The 20,526-nt window shown below is 71.3% G+C and carries 17 protein-coding genes; 13 read left to right on the forward strand and 4 right to left on the reverse strand.

The window, feature by feature from the left end; genetic code table 11:
- Nucleotides 1–145: 145 nt before the first annotated feature.
- The gene (locus tag K933_RS06160) at nt 146–472 is read left to right on the forward strand and encodes a DUF5789 family protein (protein WP_023393835.1); all 327 of its coding nucleotides are present in this window, start codon (nt 146–148) and stop codon (nt 470–472) included.
- Here the strand turns inward: K933_RS06160 and aglJ are convergent.
- Nucleotides 434–1,501: an S-layer glycoprotein N-glycosyltransferase AglJ gene (aglJ, locus tag K933_RS06165; protein ID WP_023393836.1), complete on the reverse strand. Its 1,068-nt coding sequence runs from the start codon at nt 1,499–1,501 to the stop codon at nt 434–436. The two genes, K933_RS06160 and aglJ, sit on opposite strands and share 39 nt — an antisense overlap.
- A 155-nt stretch (nt 1,502–1,656) precedes the next feature.
- On the opposite strand from aglJ, the gene K933_RS06170 reads away from it, so the two are divergent.
- The 8 genes from K933_RS06170 (at nt 1,657) to K933_RS06205 (ending at nt 10,804) form a co-directional block, all read left to right on the forward strand.
- Nucleotides 1,657–2,814 (forward strand): glycosyltransferase, encoded by a 1,158-nt coding sequence (locus tag K933_RS06170; RefSeq protein ID WP_023393837.1) that lies wholly within the window; start codon nt 1,657–1,659, stop codon nt 2,812–2,814.
- A 1-nt stretch (nt 2,815) separates the two neighbouring features.
- Nucleotides 2,816–3,871 carry a glycosyltransferase family 4 protein gene (locus K933_RS06175; protein ID WP_023393838.1) on the forward strand — a complete coding sequence of 352 codons (1,056 nt, stop codon included), beginning with the start codon at nt 2,816–2,818 and terminating at the stop codon, nt 3,869–3,871.
- Between the two features lie 110 nt (nt 3,872–3,981).
- Entirely contained in the window at nt 3,982–4,956 is a 975-nt protein-coding gene (locus K933_RS06180; protein WP_023393839.1) for a hypothetical protein, read from the forward strand.
- Entirely contained in the window at nt 4,953–5,930 is a 978-nt protein-coding gene (locus K933_RS06185) for a metal-dependent hydrolase (RefSeq protein WP_023393840.1), read from the forward strand. The genes K933_RS06180 and K933_RS06185 overlap by 4 nt, the downstream gene beginning before the upstream one ends.
- Nucleotides 5,927–6,910, forward strand: coding sequence for a hypothetical protein (locus K933_RS18970; RefSeq protein ID WP_023393841.1), 984 nt, complete (start codon nt 5,927–5,929; stop codon nt 6,908–6,910). Before K933_RS06185 ends, K933_RS18970 begins: the two co-directional genes overlap by 4 nt.
- A 5-nt stretch (nt 6,911–6,915) precedes the next feature.
- Entirely contained in the window at nt 6,916–8,040 is a 1,125-nt protein-coding gene (locus K933_RS06195; RefSeq protein ID WP_023393842.1) for a sulfatase-like hydrolase/transferase, read from the forward strand.
- Between the two features lie 43 nt (nt 8,041–8,083).
- Nucleotides 8,084–9,547, forward strand: a complete 1,464-nt coding sequence (locus tag K933_RS06200; protein ID WP_023393843.1) for a lipopolysaccharide biosynthesis protein — start codon at nt 8,084–8,086, stop codon at nt 9,545–9,547.
- Between the two features lie 78 nt (nt 9,548–9,625).
- Nucleotides 9,626–10,804 carry a glycosyltransferase gene (locus K933_RS06205; RefSeq protein ID WP_023393844.1) on the forward strand — a complete coding sequence of 393 codons (1,179 nt, stop codon included), beginning with the start codon at nt 9,626–9,628 and terminating at the stop codon, nt 10,802–10,804.
- Here the strand turns inward: K933_RS06205 and K933_RS06210 are convergent.
- On the reverse strand, nt 10,759–11,682 hold the full coding sequence (locus tag K933_RS06210) for a glycosyltransferase family 2 protein (protein ID WP_023393845.1): 924 nt from the start codon (nt 11,680–11,682) through the stop codon (nt 10,759–10,761). The genes K933_RS06205 and K933_RS06210 overlap by 46 nt on opposite strands.
- Before the next feature lie 175 nt (nt 11,683–11,857).
- Between K933_RS06210 and K933_RS06215 the strand changes: the two genes are divergently transcribed.
- The 4 genes from K933_RS06215 (at nt 11,858) to K933_RS06230 (ending at nt 17,783) form a co-directional block, all read left to right on the forward strand.
- Nucleotides 11,858–15,187 carry an oligosaccharyl transferase, archaeosortase A system-associated gene (locus K933_RS06215; RefSeq protein ID WP_023393846.1) on the forward strand — a complete coding sequence of 1,110 codons (3,330 nt, stop codon included), beginning with the start codon at nt 11,858–11,860 and terminating at the stop codon, nt 15,185–15,187.
- Between the two features lie 173 nt (nt 15,188–15,360).
- Nucleotides 15,361–16,260, forward strand: a complete 900-nt coding sequence (locus K933_RS06220; protein ID WP_080509209.1) for a DUF368 domain-containing protein — start codon at nt 15,361–15,363, stop codon at nt 16,258–16,260.
- Nucleotides 16,261–16,377: 117 nt separating this feature from the next.
- Nucleotides 16,378–16,806 carry a DUF371 domain-containing protein gene (locus K933_RS06225; RefSeq protein WP_023393848.1) on the forward strand — a complete coding sequence of 143 codons (429 nt, stop codon included), beginning with the start codon at nt 16,378–16,380 and terminating at the stop codon, nt 16,804–16,806.
- A gap of 65 nt (nt 16,807–16,871) precedes the next feature.
- Nucleotides 16,872–17,783 carry an endonuclease III domain-containing protein gene (locus K933_RS06230; protein ID WP_023393849.1) on the forward strand — a complete coding sequence of 304 codons (912 nt, stop codon included), beginning with the start codon at nt 16,872–16,874 and terminating at the stop codon, nt 17,781–17,783.
- A gap of 7 nt (nt 17,784–17,790) precedes the next feature.
- Here K933_RS06230 and K933_RS06235 read toward each other — a convergent pair whose 3' ends face one another.
- Nucleotides 17,791–18,216 carry a DUF7332 family protein gene (locus K933_RS06235; RefSeq protein WP_023393850.1) on the reverse strand — a complete coding sequence of 142 codons (426 nt, stop codon included), beginning with the start codon at nt 18,214–18,216 and terminating at the stop codon, nt 17,791–17,793.
- 242 nt (nt 18,217–18,458) lie between these two features.
- Entirely contained in the window at nt 18,459–20,390 is a 1,932-nt protein-coding gene (locus K933_RS06240) for a beta-CASP ribonuclease aCPSF1 (protein WP_023393851.1), read from the reverse strand.
- Nucleotides 20,391–20,526: the final 136 nt, after the last annotated feature.

The following is a 20,526-nucleotide window of genomic DNA, read 5'->3' on the forward strand; positions in this document are numbered from 1 at the left end:
ACGGTGCGCGCGACGGCTGACGGGTCACGACGCGGCCGACGGCGTCCGGCCGCGGCGGAAACGGACGCGACGGAAACGGACGCGGCCCGGCCGGATACCGCCGCGTCCCCGTCGCTTTAGTCCCCGGGGGGCTAACCCCTCCCCGATGGGAGTCAGACCGCCACAGAACGATTCGTCGGAGCCGGACGCCGTCGCCTTCGGGATCGCCGCTCTCGACGAGCGACTCGACCGGTCGGGCGTACAGTTCCCGGCGACGACCGACGAGGTGCTGGCGGCGGTGGACGACACGTCGGTCCCGTACGACGCGGGCGGGGGCACGCTCGACCTCGAATCCGCGCTCGAACGGGTTCCGGCCGACCGGTTCGAGACCGAGACCGAGTTTCTCAACGCGCTCCACCCCGTCTTCGAGGAGCACCGCGAGCGCGGCGCCGGCTCACTCGTCTCCCGGCTGCGGAACCTGTTCCCGCTCTGAGGCGGGGTCCTCGCCCGACTCCGCGGGCGCCCGGTCGTCGCTCGTCCGGCCGCTCTCGGCGTTCGCGGGGTCGTCCCGGGTCGTGTGATCCGACAGCGGCGGCTCCCCCGACTCCCGCTCTACGGTCTCGATCCGTTCGAGCGTCTCGCGGTGGAGCGTGACGATGAGGTCCGAGAGCACGCCGAACACGAGCAGTTGGACGCCGAAGAGGAACGCCACGCCGGACGCGAGCGCGAGCACCTCGTGTGAGACCCGCGGCGGGACGAACCACTCGTAGGCGACGTACGCCGCGATCACCACCCCGACGAGCCCCGAGAGCCCGCCCGCGCTGCCGAAGTAGAACAGCGGGTTCGACGTCTTCGCCTGCCGGTAGATGGCCATCAGGATGATCCCGCCGTCCTTCAGCGGGTGGAGGTTGGTGTTCGACCCGTTGGGCCGCGGGAGGTACGTGATGGGGACCACCCGGGTCCGGATGCCGTGGCGCGCACACTCGACGGACATCTCGGTCTCGATGCCGAACCCGTCGGCGGTGAGCGTCAGCCGCTCGAACGACCGCCGGGTGAACGCGCGGTAACCCGAGAGGATGTCCTCGAACTCCTCGCCGTGGATCACGCCGAACAGCCGGTTGAACACCTGGTTGCCCACCGCGTTGAACCGCGTCATCGCGTCGTCGTGGATGTTCGCGAACCGGTCGCCGATCACGTGTTCGGCCTCGCCCGCGAACAGCGGTTCGAGCATCGCGTCCGCGTCGGCCGCGCGGTAGGTGGTGTCGGCGTCCGCCAGCAGGACGAACTCCGAGACGACGTACTCGCTGACCGCCTCCCTGACCGCCTGCCCCTTGCCGGTTCCCGACTGGACGACCACCCGCGCGCCCGCCTCGCGCGCGAGGTCGCGGGTGTCGTCGGTCGACCCCCCGTCGACCACGAGGACGTTCTCGAAGCCGTGTTCGCGGAAGTCCGCGACGACGTCGGCGACGGTCTCCGCCTCGTTGTATGTGGGGAGGAGCACGCAGACGGCGGATCGGTCCATCGTCGGTTCGTGTCTTGGCCGGGGGATAACAGCTTCGGGTCCGGGGTCGCCGCGGACCGACGCGGCGGTCGGGACCGCGGGCCGCACCACTCCCCGGTCGCGGGACCCGCGGACCGTGGTGATTTTGTACCGCGTGGCGAAACGGGCGCGTACACGTGAACCTCCGCCCCCGCCGCCTCCTCTCGTGGCTCGCGGGTCTCGTCTCGGTGACGGGCCTGCCGTACCTCCTGTTCGTCGGCCTCTACCTCCGCCGCTCGCCCGAGGGGTCGCCCGCCGACAAGGTGTACGGCACCGAACCGTCGGTGAGCGTCGTCCTCCCGACGTACGACGAGGAGCGCATCGTGGAGTCGAAACTGGAGGCGGTCTGCGGGTGGGACTATCCGATGGAGCGGGTGGAGGTGGTCGTCGTGGATTCGAGCGACGACCGCACGCCCGACATCGTCGAGTCGTTCTTCGCCGACCGCGAGGCGCCGTCGCTCACGCTGATCCGCGAACCCGAGCGCCGGGGGCTGGCGGTCGCGCTCAACGAGGCGTACGCCGCCGCCGAAAACGAGGTGGTGGTGAAGACCGACTGCGACTCGCGGGTGGCCGACGACGCCCTCCGGGAGGCGGTGGCGAACCTCGAAGACCCCGCGGTGGGCGGCGTGACCGGGCGGAACGCCGAGGTGCTCGGTGGGAGCGAGGTGGAACGGGGCTACCGCGACGTCCAAGCGGAGATCCAGACGCTCGAATCGCACCTCGACTCGACGTTCATCTTCCACGGGCCGTTCTCGGCGTTCGACGCCGACGCCGTCGTCCCCATCGACGACGACTCCATCGCCGACGACACCGAACTCGCGCTCAGGGTTCGGAAGGGCGGCGACCGGGTGCTGTTCGACCCCGAGATCCGGTACAAGGAGGCGTCCCACTCGGAGTTCAGCAAGCGGCACGGTCAGAAGGACCGCCGCGCGATGGGGCTGCTCCGCGTGCTGTGGCGCCAGCGCGGGATGCTCGGCGGCTACGGCGCGTACGGCCGGGTCGTGCTCCCGTTCAACTGGTGGTTCATGGTCGTCTCGCCCGCGCTGGTGACCGCGGGCGTCGGCGTCGCCACGCTCGCGGGGCTGGCGCTCGCCGGGCCGTTCGGACTGGCAGTGCCGGCGGCGCTCGCGGGGTTCGTCCGCCTCGGTGGCCGGGACGCACTCGGCCCGCTCCAGCCCGCCTACTCGCTGTTCGACACGCAGGTGTCGCTCGCGCGCGCGGCCGTCTCGCTGCTCCGCGGCGAGGGCGACGGGACCTGGGAGGTCGACGCCGAACTCCGCGAGGCGTTCGAGTAGCGTGCGCGTCCTCCTGGTCACCCACCGCTACCCCCCGCAGACCGGCGGGGTCGAGACGCACGTCCGCGAACTCGCCGAGCGACTCGTCGCGCGCGACCACCGGGTGACGGTGTTCGCCGCCGACGCCGACCACGCGGGGTCGCGGCGCGAGCGCCGCGCGGGGGTCCGCGTCCGGCGGTTCCGCTCGTTCCACCCCGGCGAGGCGTTCTACGCCGCCCCGGGCGTGCTCCCGGCGGTCCGGCGCGCCGACGCCGACGTGGTCCACGCGCACAACTACCACGCGCTGCCGGCGGCGACCGCCGCCCTCGCTGTCGGCTCCCGGCCGCTCGTGTTCACCCCCCACTACCACGGCGCGAGCGCCTCGTCGGTCCGCGACCGCCTGCTGTCGGTCTACCGCCCGTTCGCCGCGCGGGCGGTCCGGCGCGCGGACGCGGTGCTCGCGGTGAGCGAGTGGGAGCGCCGCCAGCTACGGGCGGACCTCGGCGTCGAGAGCGGGGTGGTGCCGAACGGTCTCGACGTGGCGCGGTTCGCCGGGGCGACGCCCGAGTCGCGCGACCGGCCGTACCTGCTGTGCGTGGGGCGACTGGAGGAGTACAAGGGCGTCCAGCACGCGGTGGGCGCGCTCGCGTCGCTCCCCGGCTACGACCTGGTGGTGGCGGGCAGCGGCCCGTACCGCGACGAACTCGAACGGACCGCGCGCGCCGCGGGCGTCGCCGACCGGGTGACGTTCGCGGGCTACGTCGACGCCGACCGCCTCCCGGGGCTGTACGCGGGCGCGGAGGCCGCCCTCACGCTCTCGGCGTTCGAGGCGTACGGGATGACCGTCGCGGAGTCGCTGGCGGCCGGCACGCCCTGCGTCGTCCGCGCGGCGGCGGCGCTGTCGGACTGGCGTGACACCGACGGCGTCGTCGCGGTGGACGCGACCGACCCCGAGACGGTCGCCGACGCGGTCCGCGCGGCGGTCGGGTCGGGGGTCGTCCCCCCCGAGTCGCTCCCGACGTGGGAGGGGACGGTCGACAGCGTCGAGGCGACGTACGAGCGGGTGGCCGGCCGGTAGGTCCGGCCGGGCCGGGTCGACCCGGCGACCGGAAACGGCGACTCCGATGGACACATATACGCCCACAGATACAGGGACAGGTATGTTCAGGGGCTGTCTCACACGAATCCATGACGCTCGCTGACTGGCTCGCGGAGAGCCGCGACAGGGTCCGCTACGAGGGGCTCTCCACCGGGGGGTACGCGTCGGCCCAGGAGCTGTGGGCGGGCGCGCTCGGGCGAGTCGGGGAACTGTGGAACTACGGCGAGTCGGTCCACGAGCGCGAGTGGGACGTGCTGCTCGTGTTCGACGCTTGCCGGGTCGACCTGATGGCGACGGTCGCGCGGACCGGCGAGTACGACCTGCTCGACGGGTTCGACCCCGAGCGCGACGCGATGAACTCCGTCGCCTCGCGGTCGCCCGAGTGGATCGCGGAGACGTTCGACCCCGACCGGTGGGGCGAGCGCCTCGCCGACGTGGCGTACGTGACCGCCAACCCCCACTCGCGGGAGGTTCCCGACCCGGACGCGCTCGCGCGCGTCGACGAGGTGTGGCGCTACGGCTGGGACGACGAGCGCGGGGTGGTCCCCCCGCGGACGATGACCGACAGGACGGTGGCGACAGCGCGCGCCCACGACGGGCCGGTCGTCGCCCACTACATGCAGCCGCACCTCCCCTTCCGCTCGCTGGTCGACGACCACCCCGAGTGGTTCAGCCTGGAGGCGACCCCCGACGGTGACGACCCGGACGGCGCCGGCGCCCCGTTCAAGACGCTGTGGCGCCGCCTCCGCGACGGCGAGGTATCGCGGGAGGTCGTCTGGGAGGCGTACGTCGACAACCTCCGGTGGGTGTTAGACGAGGTGGCGACGCTGCGGTCGAACCTCGACGGCACCGCGGTCGTCACCGCCGACCACGCGAACGCGATGGGCGAGTGGTGGTGTTACGGCCACCAGACCCCGGCGCCCGTGCCCGCGATGAAGCGCGTCCCGTGGGTGTCGTTCGAGGCGACCGACGAGCGGACGTTCGAGCCGACGGTGGCGGCCGACGGGACCGACCCCGACGACGACGAGGTGCGTGACCGACTGCGGAACCTGGGGTACGTATGACGCTCGCCGACTGGGCGGCCGAGTCGCGCGCTCGCTTCCGCAACCTCGGCGTCCGCCGCGGCGTCGCCGCCTCCGCGAACGAACTCTGGGTGGGGGCGCTCCGCCGGGCGGGCCACCGCTGGAACTACGGCGAGCGCATCTACGACCGCGAGTGGGACGCGATGCTCGTCCTCGACGCCTGCCGGGTCGACCTCCTCCGGGAGGTCGCACGCGACGGCGCGTTCCCGTTCCTCCCCGAGCGAATCGGGACGTTCACCTCGGCGGCGTCGATGTCCGCCGAGTGGATGACGAAGAACTTCGGCCCGGAGTTCGCCGACGAGACGGCGCGGACGGCGTACGTCTCGGGCAACCCGTTCACGCGCGACCTCGACCCGGCCGACTTCGCGCGCCTCGACGACGTGTGGCGCTACGGCTGGGACGACGAGTTCGGCGGCGTGAAACCCCGGCCGGTCACCGACCGCGCGGTCGCCGCGGGCCGGGAGACGGACGCCGACCGCCTGCTGGTCCACTACCTCCAGCCGCACGTCCCGTTCCGGTCGCTCCAGGAGGCCGCCATCGACTGGGGCGACCCCGAGGAGAACTTCGGCCGGAAGAACGGCGCCGAGGGGGCCGAGCGCGGCCCGTGGCAGCGGTACCGCGACGGCGACCTCCCGTTCGACCGCCTCTGGGCCGCCTACCGCGACAACCTCGAGTGGGTGCTCGACGACGTGGGGCTGCTGTTGGAGAACCTCGACGCCGACACCGTCGTCGTCACCGCCGACCACGCGAACGCGATGGGCGAGTGGTGGTGTTACGGCCACCCCGACTACGCGCCGGTCCCGGCGCTCAAACGGGTGCCGTGGGTCGAACTGTCGGCGACCGACGAGGGGACGTACGAGCCGACGCTCGAACCGCCCGAAGTCGACGCCGACGGAGCGGACGACCCGGACGACCGCGGCGTCGAGGACCGACTGGCGGCGCTGGGGTACCGATGACGTTCGCCGACTGGCTCTCCGAGACCGCCGCGAAGGTCGACGCGTACGGCCCCCGGCGGGGGCTCCGTTCGGGCGCGTTCGACTTCTGGGGCGGCGCGCTCCGGCACGGCTGTCACACGTTCGGACTCGACGACCGCGGGACGCACGTCTACGACCGCGAGTGGGACGTGCTGGTGTTGCTCGACACCTGTCGGCCGGACGTGCTCGCCGAGGTGGCGCCCGACTACCCGTTCCTCCCGGAGCCGGGGCGGATACCGACGCTCACCTCGGTCGGGTCGACCTCGTGGGAGTGGCTCCACGACACGTTCGCGCCCGACCGGGCCGACAGCGTGCGGAACACCGCCTACGTCACGGGGAACGCGCACACCCACCGGTTCGGCGACGAGTTCCCCGTCGACCCGGAGGCGTTCGGCCTGCTCGACGAGGTGTGGCGCTACGGCTGGGACGACGAGTTCAGCGGCATGCCGCCGCGTCCGATCACCGACCGCGCGGTCGCCGTCGGCCGGCGGCGGGAGTTCGACCGGATGGTCGTCCACTACATGCAGCCGCACTCGCCGTACCGCTCGCTTGACGTCGAACGCGATGTCGACCGGCCGGGCGAGGCGAACCTCGGCGTCTGGGACCTGCTCCAAGACGGCACCCTCCCCGTCGAAACCGCGTGGGACGCCTACCGCGACAACCTGCGGTGGGTGCTCGACGACCTGGAACTCCTGTTGGAGAACCTCGACGCCGACACCGTCGTCGTCAGCTCCGACCACGGCGAGGCGTTCGGCGAGTGGGGGCTGTACGGCCACTACCGGCACGTCCCCGTCGGCGTCCTGCGGACCGTCCCGTGGGTCGAGCTGTCGGCGACCGACGAGGGGACGTACGAGCCGACGCTCGAACCGCCCGAAGTCGACGCCGACGGAGCGGACGACCCGGACGACGACGAGACGGCGGAACTGGTCGAAGAACGCTTAACCGCGCTGGGGTACAGGTGACCCGCATGCAGCCCACCCTCCTCGTCACCGTCGACTCCCTCCGGTACGACCACTACCAGTACATGCCGGCGACGCGGGAGTTCCTCGGCGAGTCGCACCCGGCGGCGTTCGCGACGAACACGGCGACGCCGCTGTCGTTCCAGTCGATCGTCGGCGGCGTCTACCCCGGCGAGGCGGGGATCACGCCCGAGGAGAGCTTCGTCCCGCGGCTGTCGAACGAGTACAAGGTCGCGGTCTCGACCAACCGCTTCCTCTCCGAGCGGTACGGCTACGACGCCGGCTTCGACCGGTTCGTCGAACCCCCGCGGGAGGGCAAGTCGCTGAAAGACCGGATCGCGGAGAACATGACGCCACAGAGCCGGCTGTACGGGGTCGCCTCCCGGCTGTACAACGCCTTCGAGGGCGTCCGCGGGACGGTACAGGAGGCGGAGCGCCACTACCGCCCCGCGGCCGCGGTGATCGACGACTTCCTCGGCGCGACGGACGGCCGGGACGACTGGTTCGGCTGGCTCCACTTCATGGAGCCGCACCACCCGTACAACCCCGACGACGCGCCCGTCTCGCGGAGCGAGGCCCAGCGGGTCACCCGCCGCCTGCTCGACGGGCGGGGGAGCGAGGCGGACGCGGAGCTCGGCCGGGAGCTGTACCGCGGGGAGGTCGAGGAGTTGGACGACCGCCTCGCGCGCCTCTGGGACGCCGTCCCCGACGACACGCGGGTGCTGCTCTGTGCGGACCACGGCGAACTCCTCGGCGAGTACGGCGAGTGGGGCCACCACGGGACGCTCGCGATGGAGCTGCTCCGGGTCCCGTTCGTCGGGCGGAACCTCCCGGTCGACGCGGACGCGAGCGACGTGCGCAGCCTCGTCGACGTGCCGTCGCTGTTCCTCGGCGAACCCCACGGCGACGGTCTGCTCGACCGCGAGGCGGCGTTCGGCGGCTCGGGCGGGACCCACGCCGCGATGAACGCCCGCCACTTCGCCACCCGCGACGGCGTCCGGACGCTCGACGGCGAGCCGGCGAGCGACCGCGACCTCGCGCGCGCGCTAGACGAGTGGGCGGCGACGGCACAGGAGCCGGCGACGAAGGAGGAACTCCCCGAGGACGACCTCGAGGCGCTGGGTTACAAGTGACCCTCGCCGCGGGAACGCGGTCCCCGGACGGGACCGACTCGGGATGAGCGAGGACACCTCCGAACTCGACCTCGGGAGCGAGGCGCTCTCGTCGGTCGTCGCCAAGTTCACCATGTCGGCGCTCGGCTTCGCGGGCGTCGCGCTGTTCGCGCGCGAACTCGGGCCGGCGGGCGTCGGCCGGTACTACTTCGCGCTCGCGGTGGCGATGATGCTCGTCAGGGTCGACGCCGGCGTCGGCGTCGCGGTCAACAAGCGCGTCAGCGAACTCGGCACCGACCCGGCGCCGTACCTGACGGTCGGGCTGGCGTTCCACCTCGCGTGGGTGGGGGTCGTCACCGCCGGGACGCTCGCCGTCGCGCGCTTCACGTCGCTGCTGCCGATGACGCCGCTCGTCGTCGCGGGCATCGTGTCCGTCCTCGCGACGGCCGGGCTGTTCCAGATCCTCAACCGGTTTTACGCGGGGCTGGGCTACCCCAGCAGGTCGATGTGGGTCGACACCGTCCGGAGCGTGCTCACCCTCGGGTTACAGCTCCCGCTGCTGTTCGCGGGGTACGGCCCGTTCGGGCTGCTGGCGGGGCTCGCGGGTGCGACGCTGCTGTCGACGCTCGCCGTGTTCGCGCTCGCGGGCGTGCGGCCCTCGGTCGGCGGCGTCCGCGACTCGTGGGGACGCGTCTCCGAGTTCGCCCGCTACTCCGTGCCGACGGCGGTCGTCGAGGACTTCTACGAGCGCATCGACGTGCTGCTCATCGGCTTCTTCGCCGGCAACGCCGCGGTGGGCTTCTACGAGACGGCGCTGCGGATCGTCACGCCCGCCCAACAGCTGTCGGGCAGCATCGTGGGCGCGCTCGGGGTGAAGGTGAGCGGCCTCTCGTCGGTCGGCCGGGAGATCCGAGCGGACATCGTCAACGCGTTCATCTACGTCGGCCTGCTCGCGGTCCCGATGTTCTTCGGCGCGCTGGCGATGCCCGCGGCGCTGATGCGGACGTTCTTCGGCGGCGGGTTCGGCGCCGGCGCGCCCGCGCTGGTCGGCGTCGCGCTGTTTTACGTGTTCTACATCTACCAGGACCCGTTCGCGACGGCGCTCGAAAGCTCCGACCGGCCGGGCACGGTCTTCCGTCTCCGGGCGGCCGCGCTCGCGGTCCACCTCCCGCTGGCGACGCTGCTCGGCTACTACTGGGACGGCCTGCTCGGCGTCATCGCGGCGACGCTCGCCATCGAGGTGGCGCTGTTCGTCGTCTACCAGTTCGTCGCCCGGCGCGACCTCGGCGGGGCCGTCCTCCCGCGGCCGGTGTGGGCGCAGGTGGCGAGCGCGGTCGTCATGTACGCCGCGGTGCTGGCGGTCAAGCCGCGGGTCGCGCTGACCTCGTGGCTGCCGGTGGCGGCGCTCATCGCGTTCGGCGCGGCGGTGTACTTCCTCGCGCTCTCGGCGCTCAGCGCCCACTTCCGGCTCACCGTCGGGAACGTGCTCGGCCCGGTCGCGCGGCGCGTTCGCGACCGGGTCGGGTGAGCGCCGCCGGGCGCCCGGCGGTGCGAACGGAGAACGACATACCTATCCCCCGCCCGCGGGGATCTGCCCCACTCGCAGATGCCGCTCGACCACCCAGACACGGTCGTCGCGCACGACCAGATGTGGACGTACGGGGGGGCCGAACGCGTCGCGCTCCACCTCGGAGCCGCGCTCGACGTGCCGGTGTACACGACGTACGCCGGCGAGACGGCGCGCGACGCCGCGGCCGACCTCGGGGTCGACCTCCGCGCGTTCGCACAGGACCGCTACGGCGGGCTCGGGCGGTGGCGCCGCGTCGAGGGGTTCAAGAGCGCGGCGCTCACGCTCGACTGGCAGACCGCCCCGCTCGACGAGTTCGACCTGATCGTCTCGGCGCACATGTTCACCCGGCAGTACCGGACGCTCGACCACCAGTACCTCATCAACTACTGTCACTCGCCGCCGCGGTGGCTCAACGACCTGCTCGGCCACCGGCTGTCGTCGCTACCGGAGGCGGCCCGCTCGCCCGCGAAGGCGTACGTCGCCGGGATGGACCTCCTCGACGCCCGCTCGGCCGACCGCGTCGACGCGTTCGTCGCCAACAGCGAGGTGATCCGCGACCGGATCCGCCGCTACTACCGCCGGGACGCGACGGTGATCCACCCACCCATCGACACCGAGGGGATCACGCCCGCTCGCTCGGAGGGCGACTACTACCTGATGGTCGGCCGGGTGGTCGAGGCGAAGCGGCCGGCGACCGTGGTCGACGCGTTCGCGCGGACCGACGCGACGCTGAAGGTGGCGGGCACCGGCGACAACGAACCGCTCGTCGGCGAGAGCACGTACGAGCGCGTTCGCGCCCGCGCGGGCGACAACGTCGAGTTCCTCGGCTACGTCTCCGACGAGCGGAAGCGCGAACTGCTCCGGAACGCGACGGCGGTGGTGTACATCCCGATCCGCGAGGACTTCGGGATGGTCCCGATCGAGGCGCTCGCGGCCGGCACGCCGGTGATCGCCGCAAACGAGGGGTTCCCCGCCGTCGCGGTCGACGACGGCGAGACGGGCGCGGTGGTCGAGCCGACCGTCGCGGGGGTCCTCGACGGGATCGAACGGGTCGAGGCGGGGACGTTCGACCCCGAGCGTCTCGCGGCCGTCGCCGCCCGCTACGACACCGAGACGTTCCGCGAGCGGGTCCGAACGGCGGTGGCGAACTTCGCGGCCGACCCCGACCGCTACCGCCGCGGCGACGAGTCGCTACTCGACGCAGGCGACGACTGACCGCGGCGCCGCCCGTCCCGGGCGCCGTCGCGCTCGCCGTAGAAGATCCGGCGACCGGCGGGGCTGAGCGCGGTCTCGTCGACGTCGATCCCGAGTTCCGCCTCCAGTTCCGGGAGGCTCCGCCGGGCGGCCGCCATCGCGTCGTCGAGCGCGCCCATCCGCTCGAACCCCGGCGGCTGTTCGTACCGGCCCGCCCGGACGGCGTTCGCGAACGCGACCGGCGCGAACGCGAGTTGGACGAGCGAGCGGAGCGACGGCGACCGGAGCCTGTCGCGGAGGAAGCTCTCGAACGTGACGCCGCTCCGGAACTCCACCTCCGTGATCTCGTAGGTCACGGCGACCCGGTCGCGGAGTCCGCGGTCGTAGCCGACCGACTCGTTGAACGGCTCGTGGTCGAGTCGGACGAGCGCGTCCGCCGCGAGCAGCCGCCGCCAGAGGTCCCTGTCCTCGCCGTAGCCGAGCGACCGGTAGGGGATGTCGAGCAGGAGACTCCGCGGCGCCACGTTGATCCCGTGGCCGCTCAGGTAGAACTCGCGGTCGATCGCGCGTTCGAGTTCGTGATAGACGGTCACGAAGTCGAGGATACCCTCGTCGTACTGGTCGTCGGCGTCGAGTTGGGTGAGGACGTACTCGCCGTTCGCGCGCCGTACGCCCTCGGCGCGGGCGGCGCCGACGTTCTCGTTGTCGCTCACCACGTATCGAAGCCCGTCGAACTCCGCGGACAGCGACTCCAGTATCCCGATGCTCCCGTCGGTGGAGCCGTCGTCGACCACGAGCACCTCGAACCGGTCGTCGACCTGGTCGAGGATGCTCCGGAGGGAGCGTTCGAGCGTCCCCGCCATGTTGTAGTTACAGACGGAGACCGTGTACGTCACCATCGGCCGGGCAATGGCCGGGGACGGTGTTGACTGTTGTGTTGGACGACGTTCGGCGGCCGCGTCCCGACGGGACCGGTAGCACGCCCGCCGGGGTCGGCCGCGTTCGTCGCCGATCGCTCCCCGTCGTCTCCACACTTCACAAGGCTTATCCGCTTTTTCCGAATCCAACGAGGTAATGACTAGGGCCAACGAGAGCGACGAGGGATCCTCCACCCTCGGACTCGGGTACGACTTCGGGGGGAAGTCGGCGACGGAGGTCCTCGCGGACCTCTATCAGATCCCGGCGCTCGTCGCCATCGTGGCGGTGATGTTGTGGATCCGTCTCCAGTCGTACGACAACTTCACCGTCGACGGTCAGGTGTTCTTCTCCGGGAACGACGCGTGGTACCACCTGCGGGAGGTCCGCTACGCCGTCCGTCACTGGCCGTTCACCATCCCGTTCGACCCGTGGACGTACTTCCCGTACGGGACGACCGCGGGGCAGTTCGGGACCATCTACGACCAACTCGTCGCCACCGTCGCCATCGTCGTCGGCCTTGGGTCGCCGTCGGCCGACCTGGTGGCGCGGACGCTGCTGGTCGCGCCCGCGGTGCTCGGCGCGCTCACCGTGATTCCGACGTACCTGATCGGCAAGCGGTTCGGCGGGAAACTCGGCGGACTGTTCGGCGCCGTCGTGTTGATGCTCCTGCCGGGGACGTTCCTCAGCCGGGGGCTGGTCGGTTTCGCCGACCACAACGTCGCGGAGCCGTTCTTCCAGGCGTTCGCGGTCGTGACGCTCATGGTCGCGCTGACGGTCGCCGAGCGCGACCGCCCCATCTGGGAACTCGTCGAGGCGCGCGAGTGGGACACTCTCCGGCCGACGCTGGTGTGGAGCGCGCTCGCCGGCGTCGCCACGGGGCTGTACATCTGGGTGTGGCCGCCGGGGGTCCTCCTCGTCGGCATCTTCGGCGTCTACCTCGTCTACCAGGCGGTCAGCGACCAGGCCAACGGCCGCTCGCCCGACCACGTCGGGTTCGTCGCGGTCGTCTCGATGGTCACGACGGCCGTGATGACCGCGCTGCGCTTCCAGGAGACGACGTTCTCGCCGACCTCGTTCGGTCTGTTCCAGCCGCTCGCGGCGCTGTCGGTCGCGGTCGCGGGGGTCGGGCTCGCGTGGCTCGCCAGGCGGTTCGACGCCCGCGAGTTCGACGACGACCGCCTCGACGAGTACGGCTTCGCGGGCACCGTGTTCGCGGTCGCGCTCGTCGGCGTCGTGGTCACCGTCCTCGCGCCCGTGCCGTTCTTCTCGACCATCCAGACCAACCTCCTCCGGTTCGTCGGGTTCAGCGCGGGCGCGGCGACCCGGACCATCGGCGAGGCGCAGCCGTTCCTCCAGTCGGGGTACGCCCAGTACTACGGGCCGTTCGGCGTCGTGCTCTCGGAGTACGGCTTCGCGTTCGTCACCGCGCTCGCGGCGGCGGTGTGGATGCTCGTCGGGCCGCTGTGGCGGCGCGGCGACTCCCGCGACTACCAACTCGTCGGCGCGGCGGCGCTACTGCTCGTGTTCATCTTCATCACGCGACCGCTCTACCTCGCGTTGACCGACGCGCTCGGTCTCAACGGTCAGCTGGTCGGGGTAGCGATCATCGGCGTGCTCGTCTTCGTCGCCGCCGCGCGGGTCCGCTACCGCGCGGAGTTCCTGTTCGCGTTCGTCTGGGCCGCGTTCATCACGAGCGCGGCGTTCACGCAGGTCCGGTTCAACTACTACCTCGCGGTCGCGGTGGCGGCGTTCAACGCGTACTTCCTGTACGCGCTCCTCCGCGGGGTCGACGTCGACCTCTCGAACGCGCGGTCGGCGCGGTCGGCGCTGCCCGACATCGAGACGTACCAGGCGCTGGCGGTCGCGCTCGCGGTGATGGTGGTGCTCGTCCCGGTGCTCGTGGTGCCGCTGTCGCTGGGCGACACCGGGTCGGCGAGCATCGACCGGACCAACACCGCCTGGCAGGTGGGCAACAGCACCTCCCCCGGCGCGGTGACCATCTGGGACGACAGCCTCGATTGGATGGGGGAGAACACCCCCGCGGTGGGGAACTACGGGGGTGCGGGCAACGCCGACCAGTTGGGCTACTACGAGCCGTACGACATCCCCGCGGACAACGACTTCGACTACGCCGAGGGGTCGTACGGCGTGATGTCGTGGTGGGACTACGGCCACTGGATCACGGTGCTCGGCGAGCGGATCCCCAACGCGAACCCGTTCCAGCAGGGGGCGACGGCGGCCGCCAACTTCCTGCTCGCGCCCAACGAGAGCCAGTCGCGTGACGTGCTCCAGCGGATGAGCACCGAGGGGAACCAGACCCGGTACGTGATGGTCGACTGGCAGATGGTGACGCCGAGTTCGAAGTTCGGCGCGCCCGTCGTGTTCTACGACGACGCCAACGTCTCCCGGTCGGACTTCCTCACGCCGGTGTACGACTCCAACGGGCAGTTCGCGATGTACCAGCGCAACCAGCGCTACTACAACAGCACGATGGTCCGGCTGTACAACAACCACGGTAGCCGGGCCGAACCGACGGTCAGCGCGGGGATCCTCGGCGAGTACGTCGTGGTGTTCGACTACGACGTAGCCACGACCCCGAGCGGGCAGGAGTTCCGGACGGTGCCGAGCGGGCAAAACGAGAGCGCGCTCCGGACGTTCCAGAACATGAGCGCCGCAAGGGAGTTCGTCGAGGAGGACGGGACGGCGACCGTCGGCGGCGTCGGCGCGTACCCGACGGAGCCGGTGCCGGCGCTCGAACACTACCGGCTGGTGAAGGCGAGCGACACCTCCGGGTACGCCTCCTCGTCGTACCAGCAGATCGTCTACCGGCAGTTGCGGGCGCTCGGACTCCAGAACCCGCAGTTGCTCCAGAAGACGTCCGCCGACTGGGTCAAGACGTTCGAGCGCGTCCCCGGCGCGACGGTCGAAGGATCGGGCGCCGCGCCGAACGAGACGGTGACCGCCGCCGTCCAGATGGAGATTCCCGGCGGACCGGAGACGAACGCCTCGACGTTCACATACGAACAGCAGGCGACCGCCGGGCCGGACGGGAACTTCCAGTTCACCCTCCCGTACGCGTCGACCGGCTACGACGAGTTCGGTCCCGAGGAGGGGTACACCAACGTGAGCGTGCGCGCGACCGGCCCGTACACGGTGTACGGCGAGAGCCGGACCAACGAGAGTTCGTACCTCGTCCGGAACGAGGCGACGCTGAACGTCTCCAACGCCGCCGTCGTCGACGCCGAGGACGCGACGGTGACGCTCGACGAACGGGTGCTCCGGTCGCCGGAGGGGGCGGAGAACAACAGCACGGCCGGCGACGACGAGGGGAACGCCTCGGTGTCGACCGGCGACGAGTCGAACGCGACGACGAACGGGTCGACGACGAACGAGTCGGACGCGACGGGTACCGAGTCGGCGGCGCTCGCGCCGCGGTCGCCCGCGGCCGCGCTACGGGCGGCCGACCGTCGGGCGGTCCGGCCGTAATGCCCTCCGACGCCGGGGAGGGAGGCGGTGTCGACGGGTCGACCGGGACGGGCGCGGCCGGTTCCGGCGGGACGACCGACCGGGGGGTGGAGTCGAGGGCGGACGCGGACCCGGTCGCCGACGCCGAGTCGTACGAGTACTCGGGAGTGGGCATCTACCTCCGCGGGGTCTGTATGGGCGCGGCCGACGCCGTCCCCGGCGTCTCCGGCGGCACCATCGCGCTGATCACCGGGATCTACGACCGACTGATCGCCGCCGTCACGTCCGTCGACCCGGGCCTGGGTCGGGAGGCGCTCGCGGGCGTGACCGGCGACCGGGGACGCCTGCGCGCGGCCGTCGAACGGGTCGACCTGGTGTTCCTGCTCGTCCTCGGGGCGGGTATTCTCACGTCGGTGCTGACGGTGACGCGCGTGCTCCACATCGCCATCGAGAACCGCCCGGCGCCGACGTTCGGCTTCTTCTTCGGGCTGATCGCCGCCTCGGCGTTCGTCCTCCGCGAGGAGGTGTACCTCGACTCGACCCGCGGGAAGGCGGCCGCCGCCGCGGGCTTTTCGGTCGCGTTCCTCGTCTCCGGGCCGGCCGGCGAGGGGCTCCTCCCGAACAACCCGCTCACGACCGCGTTCGCGGGCGCGTTCGCGGTGAGCGCGATGATCCTCCCCGGCATCTCGGGGTCGCTGATCCTCGTGATCCTCGGCCAGTACGAGCGGATGTCGGGCGCGCTCTCGGCGTTTCAGGACGCGCTGTTCGACGTGGCGACCGGCGCCGACCCGTCCGTCGCGGTCGGGCCGGGGACGACCGTCGTCTCCTTCCTGGTCGGCGGGGTCGTCGGGCTGTTGACGGTGGCGCACGGCGTCCGCCGCGCGCTCGAACGCGACCGGAAGGCGACGCTGACGTTCCTCGTCGCGCTCGTGGTGGGGGCGCTGCGCGCGCCGATAGCGAGCGCGGGCGCGAACCTCGCGGAACTCGGCCGCGGGTGGACCGGCGAGGCGGCCCTGCTGTTCGCCGTCGCGGCCGTCGTCGGCGCGGCGCTGGTGGTCGGACTCGACCGCGTCGCGGGCGGCATCGAACTGTAGTCCGCGTCGGTCGACGGGAGCCGTCCCGTCACGACCCGGGCCGCGCTCCGCCCGCGTCCGCCGGCGCGGGCGCTCGGAACCGGCGCGCCTTTCACCCGTTCGCCTCTCGGATCGGGCGTGTCGAGCGAGGTACGCGAGGAGGTCGTCCGCGCGGTCGGGCACGAACACGTCAGCGCCGAGCACGCGAGCACGTTCGAGGTGACGAGCGACGACTGGCTCACGCCCGCGGGCGACTGCATCGTCGGGGTGGAGGCGGACCGCACGCCCGCCGACTTCGCGTCCGGGTTCGTCGACGCCTGCCGGGACGCCGAGGCGACGGTCACCGCGACGCTGGAGGCGGCCGGCATCGAGGCGACGGTCGCCGGTCGGGGGGACCCGGGGTTGACGTTCGACGACGACCGGAGCCTCGTCGCGCGGACGAGCGACTACGTCGACGGCCGAACCGTCATGGTCGACGCGGACGCGGCCGCGGGCGACCTCCACCGGAAGCTGGTGACGGCGCTGTCGCGCGGCGCGCCGCTGACGCTCACGCTCCGGGTGGAGTAGCGGGCCGTCCGCGACGGGCGGCGGGCGGCCGACAGTTCTTGTACGCGAGCGCCTCACCGTCTCCCATGAGCGACGACGACTCCGACGACCCCGTGGAACCCGCGGAGAACATCAGCGGCGGCGACGCCGGCGGGGGCACGGTCGCCGACTTCTCGCCCGGCGACGGCGAGCGCCGGGCGGAGGCGGTGGTGGACGAACTCGGCGACCTCTACTGGCGAAAGGCGTACGGCGGGCAGGACGCCTTCGAGTGCCTCGTGCGGACGATACTCTCACAGAACACCAGCGACGCGGCGAGCCAGCCCGCCCACGACTCGCTGATGGCCCGATACGGGGAGAGCGAGGCGCGGAGCGCCTCGGAGACCCGAACGGGGAGCGAAGCGACCCGTGAGGGTGGCGACGGCGAGCGGGCGACGAGCGGCGACCTCGCGGAGTCGCTCGCCGACGCGGCGCGGGACGACCTCGCGGAGACCATCTCCGCCGCGGGTCTGTACAACCGGAAGTCGGAGACCATCGTTCGGCTCGCCGGGCGCGTCGTCGACGAGTACGGCGGCGCCGACGGGTTCGACGAGTTCGTCCGCGAGGGTGACCCCGCGGAGGTGCGCGACGCGCTCCTCGACATGAAGGGCGTCGGGCCGAAGACGGCCGACTGCGTCCTGCTGTTCTCGGGCGGGCGCGGCGGCGTCTTCCCCGTCGACACCCACGTCCACCGCATCGCCCGGCGGATGGGGCTGGCGCCGCCCGACGCCGACCACGAGACGGTCCGCGCGGAACTGGAGGCGGACGTGCCCGCCGACAAGTGCGGCTTCGGTCACACCGCGATGATCCAGTTCGGCCGGGAGTACTGCTCGGCGCGTACACCCGCGTGTCTGGAGGGGCCGGAGGCGTGTCCGCTGTACGACCTCTGTGAGCGGGTCGGCGTCGACGAACTGTCGGGCGAGGTGGTGGACCCGAGCGAGGCGGCCGCGGGCGACGCCTGACCCGGACTCACTCCACCGAACACTCCGCCTCGGGGACGCCCGACACCGGAACCTCGCTCTCCTCGTAGTCGAACCCGTCGCCGAACATCGGCAGCGAGAACCGGTAGTCGAACGCGAGCGCGAACCGCGAGAACGGGTCGCCGAGGAACGCGGCGGGGTCCGACCCGACGCCGGCGAAGACGACGCCCGTCCGCAGGCCGATCACCTCGTACTCGCCGGTCGACCCGACGAACGACGCGCCGAACGAGCCCTTCCCGCCGAGGTTGGTGAACAGCGACGTGTACAGCGTCGCGTCGATGGTGGGGCCTTCGGTCCCGATCTCCAGATCCTTCCCACTCCCGAAGCAGTCCTCGGGCGCGGCCGCGGCGGACCCCGCGGAGCCGAGGAGGACGAGGAAGGCGAGCAGCCAGCGGGCGACGGCGCGTCTCGACACGGGCGAACGTGGTCGCCGGTCCTACAAAAATGTTACCAGCTAATTACCACACGGCCGAGTCGGCGACCGTCCCGAGCGGCGAGCGGTCCGCGGGACTGAGGCGGCGTAGCTGTCGCAACGAGCGGTCGGACCGAGCACGACCGAAGGGAGTGCTCGGGGGTTTTGGCATGAACGGGTTTTGGCGGGCTGGCTCCCGCAGCGAGCGAAGCGAGCGAGGAAGCTACCCCGCGAAAAGAGGTTCTTTATTTGAAGCGGAACGTCTCCAGGTTCTTCGGCGCGAACGTCCGCATGTTGTAGTCGTGGTACAGCGACGACGAGAAGTCTTGGACGGAGCGCTCGTCGCCGTGGACGCAGAGCACCTTCTCGGGGCGAGGGTTCATCGTCTTCACGAAGTTCTCCAGCCCCTGGCGGTCGGCGTGCCCGGAGAAGCCGTCGACCGTCTCGACGTTCATCTTGAGGGTGAGCGTCGAGGTGCGCCCGCCGCCGCCGTTGCCCCGGTCGCTGATCGGGATCTCCTCCCAGCCGTTCTGTATCCGCCGGCCGAGCGTCCCCTGCGCCTGGTAGCCGACGAAGGTGAGCGTCGACTCCTCCTCGGTGCCGAGGTGGCGGAGCCACGACATGATCGGCCCGCCGGTGACCATCCCCGACGTCGAGAGGATGATACAGGGGTCGCCGTCGGCCACCTCCTGTCGCTCCTCCTCGCCGCCGTCGATGTGGTTGAACTGGTCGGCGAGGAACGGGTTCTCGTCCTCGTGGAAGATCCTATCGCGCAGTTCGTCGCGGAGGTACTCGGGGTAGGTGGTGTGGATCGCGGTCGCCTCCCAGATCATCCCGTCGAGGTGGACCGGCATCTCGGGGATGTCGCCGTTGCGCATCGCCTGCTCGATGACGAGCATCATCTCCTGTGAGCGGCCCACCGCGAACGCGGGGATGAGTAGCTTCCCCCCGCGGTCGTGCGTCCGGTTGATCACCTCCTTCAGCTTGCGCTCGGAGTCCTCCTGGTCGGTCTGGTAGTCGTTCCGACCGCCGTACGTCGACTCCATCACGAGCGTCTCCACGCGCGGGAAGTCGTTGACGGCGCCGTTGAACAGTCGGGTGTCGTCGTAGTGGATGTCACCCGAGAAGGCGACGTTGTACAGCCCGTCGCCGATGTGGAAGTGGCTCACCGCCGACCCGAGGATGTGCCCCGCGTTGTGGAAGGTGAGTTTCACGTCGGGGGCGATGTCGGTCACGTCGCCGTACTCCAGCGGGATGGTGTGTTTGATCGCCTCCCGGACCTGCGCGGACTCGTAGGGGGGCGTCCGTCCCTCCTTCGAGGCGACGTCGAGGTAGTCGAGGGTGAGCAGGCCCATCAGGTCGCGCGTCGGCTCCGTACAGTAGATGGGGCCGTCGTAGCCGTACTTGAACAGCAGCGGGATGAGCGCCGAGTGGTCGAGGTGGGCGTGCGTGAGCACCACCGCGTCGAGGTTCTGCGCGCCCGCCCCGAGCGCCTCGGGCACCTGGAGGTACGGCACCTCCCCCTCCGCGCCGGGTTTGTCGCCGCAGTCGACCAACACGCGCGTCTCCGCCGTGTTGAGGATGAACGAGGCGCGGCCGACCTCCCGGCAGCAGCCGAGCGTCGTGATCCGGACCCACTGCTCGTCGGCCATCTCCTCGCGGTGGATGGTGCGGCCGACGCGTTCGAGGATGTCGCGGCGCTCCTCGCGCTCCTGTTTCAGGAAGTTCCGGACGTTCGACACCGTCGACGACTCGATGGGCGGCGTCCGCACCACCTCGGGGGTCCACCCCACTTCCTGGGTTATCTCCCGGAGGGTCGACCCGTGGCGACCGATCACCATCCCGGGCTTTTGCGCCTCGATGACAACTTCGCCGGTGTCCTGGTGGAAGTCGAGGTCGGTGATGCCGGCGTCCTCGGGGATGACCTGCTTGATCCGCTCTTCGGCCTCGCGGGGGTCCGAGAGCACGTCCGGGTGCGGCCGGACCGTGATCCGTTTCCGGAGCTTCGAGGCGAGGTTCCGGATCAGGTCGCCGTTCTGCGCGAACGCCTTGGGGTGGCGCGTGTACACCACCAGTTCGGGCCCCTCGTACTTGACGTCGGTCACCGAGACGTCGCTCGGTATCTCCGCTTCGATCTGCGCCTTCGTGTCTTCGAGTTGCTTGTCGACTTGGCTCATAGCTGCGAGGACTGGGTCGCATCGCTCCGCGGCGAGACGGTACCGTCGGTCCGACTCGAGGGAGCAGAGTGCATGATACGGGCTCTCCGTTCGAAGTTCGACCCCGGAGGGCCGACGAAAACCCGCTTGGTCGACC

Source organism: Candidatus Halobonum tyrrellensis G22, assembly GCF_000495475.1.
Lineage (GTDB): Archaea > Halobacteriota > Halobacteria > Halobacteriales > Haloferacaceae > Halobonum > Halobonum tyrrellense.

Coding starts and splice junctions, on each gene's coding strand:
- K933_RS06160 (WP_023393835.1), top strand. CDS start 146: ATGGGAGTCAGACCGCCACAGAACGATTCGTCGGAGCCGGACGCCGTC.
- aglJ (WP_023393836.1), bottom strand. CDS start 1,501: ATGGACCGATCCGCCGTCTGCGTGCTCCTCCCCACATACAACGAGGCG.
- K933_RS06180 (WP_023393839.1), top strand. CDS start 3,982: ATGACGCTCGCTGACTGGCTCGCGGAGAGCCGCGACAGGGTCCGCTAC.
- K933_RS06185 (WP_023393840.1), top strand. CDS start 4,953: ATGACGCTCGCCGACTGGGCGGCCGAGTCGCGCGCTCGCTTCCGCAAC.
- K933_RS18970 (WP_023393841.1), top strand. CDS start 5,927: ATGACGTTCGCCGACTGGCTCTCCGAGACCGCCGCGAAGGTCGACGCG.
- K933_RS06195 (WP_023393842.1), top strand. CDS start 6,916: ATGCAGCCCACCCTCCTCGTCACCGTCGACTCCCTCCGGTACGACCAC.
- K933_RS06200 (WP_023393843.1), top strand. CDS start 8,084: ATGAGCGAGGACACCTCCGAACTCGACCTCGGGAGCGAGGCGCTCTCG.
- K933_RS06205 (WP_023393844.1), top strand. CDS start 9,626: ATGCCGCTCGACCACCCAGACACGGTCGTCGCGCACGACCAGATGTGG.
- K933_RS06210 (WP_023393845.1), bottom strand. CDS start 11,682: ATGGTGACGTACACGGTCTCCGTCTGTAACTACAACATGGCGGGGACG.
- K933_RS06215 (WP_023393846.1), top strand. CDS start 11,858: ATGACTAGGGCCAACGAGAGCGACGAGGGATCCTCCACCCTCGGACTC.
- K933_RS06220 (WP_080509209.1), top strand. CDS start 15,361: ATGGGCGCGGCCGACGCCGTCCCCGGCGTCTCCGGCGGCACCATCGCG.
- K933_RS06230 (WP_023393849.1), top strand. CDS start 16,872: ATGAGCGACGACGACTCCGACGACCCCGTGGAACCCGCGGAGAACATC.
- K933_RS06240 (WP_023393851.1), bottom strand. CDS start 20,390: ATGAGCCAAGTCGACAAGCAACTCGAAGACACGAAGGCGCAGATCGAA.